Here is a 596-nt window from a genome sequence, read left to right on the forward strand (position 1 = left end):
GTCATCTACTTCGACTTCGTAGATAAATACTTTTTCAGCGCTTCGTGTCAAGAATCTTCCGTAAAGAACCTCAGCCCACCAAAAAGCACGGTGGGGGTTAACAGCAAAACACGCATAATGTGTTTTGCTATTAACAAAATTCTTAAAGTAATCCCCATACTTTTCTGGGGATTTTTTTACCGGCATAAAGGGTTTGATAACTTTCAAACCCTTTTTATTAGAAACGTGGTATAATTTCATTAAAGACACCCTAGTCGATAATAACACCGTCATAGTATTTGAGTGAAGAAGTTTTACATTTGGGTGTGGTCACCGTTACAGTGCCTGTGTCCACACCACCCAAATAAGGATCTGCGTCAATGTCCAATGAATATGCGAAACCTAAGTCGCTTAAAACATCTAAGAACTTAGGGTCGCGCTTAACGTATAATTTAGCTAGTTTAATTGAAAGAGGGAGGTCTAGGTCAGGTAGTGTTTTTCTTATTTTTTTAGCTGTGACGGTAATAAGTTTTTTGTTAGTCATTTTTATTCCTCCTATTATTATTTGATTAGTATAATATATTCTTTTTGTAACTTACAAAGTAAATCCAATAACT

General features: G+C 35.6%; 2 protein-coding genes. Both read right to left on the reverse strand.

The genetic code is table 11. The features are described 5' to 3' along the window. On the reverse strand, positions 1-240 hold a 240-nt coding region (locus ETC00_RS20530; RefSeq protein ID WP_216369603.1), incomplete at its 3' end, for a hypothetical protein. Between the two features lie 10 nt (positions 241-250). Then, positions 251-523 (reverse strand): hypothetical protein, encoded by a 273-nt coding sequence (locus ETC00_RS19540; RefSeq protein ID WP_171567711.1) that lies wholly within the window; start codon positions 521-523, stop codon positions 251-253. Positions 524-596: the final 73 nt, after the last annotated feature.

Origin of the sequence: Brevibacillus sp. MCWH, assembly GCF_013096935.1 — a bacterium.
In the GTDB taxonomy this organism is placed as follows: Bacteria; Bacillota; Bacilli; order Brevibacillales; family Brevibacillaceae; genus Brevibacillus; species Brevibacillus aydinogluensis.

Excerpts from the sequence above, each read along its gene's own strand:
- ETC00_RS19540 (WP_171567711.1), bottom strand. The coding sequence starts at position 523 with ATGACTAACAAAAAACTTATTACCGTCACAGCTAAAAAAATAAGAAAA.